Consider the following 1,633-nt stretch of genomic DNA (forward strand, 5'->3'; position numbering starts at 1 on the left):
GGCCGCCCTCGCGGCGCTGGCCCTGCGGGCCACCTCGCCGCTCGCCCCGGCGGTCGTCCCGGCGGGGCCCGCCCCGGGACCGGGTGTTCTCCTGCTCAGCCACCGAGGACCTCCTCATCGTCGAAACGGGCACCGCGTGCCCAGGCGTCGGCATCCATCTCCTGCTTGCCCGACGGTTGCACGCTGACGAGGCGCAGCGCGCCGGCCGCGGTGCCGACCAGCACCGCCCCCTCGCGCACGGTGATGCGGCCGGGCGCCAGGTCGGTCACGGCCGGGCCGGCTGCGGCACGCAGCACCTTGAGGCGGTTGCCCCGGAAGGTCGTCCACGCCCCCGGCGCCGGGGAGCACCCGGCCACGGTCCGCGCCACGGCGAACGCCGGGAGCGCGAAGTCGAGCTCCGCCTCCGCCACGGTCAGCTTGGGCGCACGCGAGACCCCCTCGGCCGGCTGGGCGATCGGCTGCAGCGAGCCGTCCACGAGGCCCAGGAGGCTCTGCGTGAGCAGCGGCGCCCCGGCGTGGGCCAGACGGTCCAGCAGGTCGCCGGCGGTGTCGGTGGGGCGCACGGCCTCGGTGAGCGTGCCCAGCACGGGGCCGGTGTCCATGCCCTCGTCGAGCACGAAGGTGGTGGCCCCGGTGATCTCGTCCCCGGCCATGAGCGCGCGCTGCACCGGCGCCGCCCCCCGCCAGGCGGGCAGCAGGCTGAAGTGCAGGTTCACCCAGCCGTGCGCGGGCACCTGCAGCACCGATGCCGGGAGCAGCGCGCCGTAGGCCACCACCCCGGCCACGTCCGGCGCCAGCTCGCGCAGGGCCGCCAGGGTGTCGTCCTCCCACGGCCGGTCGCTCTCCAGCACCGGCAGACCGAGCTCGGTGGCCCGCTCCTTGACCGGGCTGGGGCGCACCTTGCGGCCGCGCCCCACGCGGGCGTCGGGCCGGGTCAGCACCCCCACCACCTCGGGTCGGTCGGGTCCGTCCGCTGCCCGGCCGGCGGCCACGAGGTGGTCCAGGGCGGGCAGGGCGACGTCCGGGGTTCCGGCGAAGAGGATGCGCACGAGGAGCAAGTCTACGGAGCCACCCAGTCCTCCGGGTCGACGGTCATCACCAGCTGTCCCGTGGCGCGGCGCGCGGACCGGTGGGCGCGCAGGTCGTGGGCCGTGCGGGCCAGCTCGGCGTGGTGCGCCCACGGCACGCGCACCCAGGCCTGGGCGGCCTGCTCGGGGTCGAGGTCGTCCCACCGGCTGGGCAGGGCCGCGGCACCCACCGGCACCGGCCCCACCACCTCGGCGGCGTCCAGAGCGGCGGTGAACTCCTGCAGGGACCCCTCGACGTCCCGCCGGTGCCCCACCAGGTGCACCAGCGAGACCGCGGGCGGCAGGTGCGCCTGGGTCCGTTCGGCCAGCAGGCGGCGGGCGTACCAGACCGGGTCGCGCCGCACCATGGCCTCCACGGCGTCGATGCCGGCGTGGGCGGGCACGCCGCACAGCACGATGCCGGGCCCGTCCGGGCGCACCGAGGCCGTGCCGGAGACCCACCGCCGCAGGGCCTGCGCCTCGGCATCGGCCACCGGCAGCTCCAGGGTCACCGCACCGTCCAGCACCAGGGCCGCCGCCCACCCGGCCTCGGGGCGGGGCTCCAC

Annotated in this window: 1 protein-coding gene and 1 pseudogene; both read right to left on the reverse strand. The window is 77.8% G+C overall.

The annotated features are described in order from the left end of the window. Positions 1-95 precede the first annotated feature (95 nt). Positions 96-1,049 carry a methionyl-tRNA formyltransferase gene (fmt, locus tag HMPREF3099_RS04960; protein WP_070704785.1) on the reverse strand — a complete coding sequence of 318 codons (954 nt, stop codon included), beginning with the start codon at positions 1,047-1,049 and terminating at the stop codon, positions 96-98. Positions 1,050-1,060: 11 nt separating this feature from the next. Next, positions 1,061-1,633, reverse strand: a pseudogene (locus HMPREF3099_RS12795) (primosome assembly protein PriA); the annotation flags it as partial.

The organism is Kytococcus sp. HMSC28H12 (genome assembly GCF_001816045.1).
GTDB classification, from domain to species: Bacteria; Actinomycetota; Actinomycetes; order Actinomycetales; family Dermatophilaceae; genus Kytococcus; species Kytococcus schroeteri.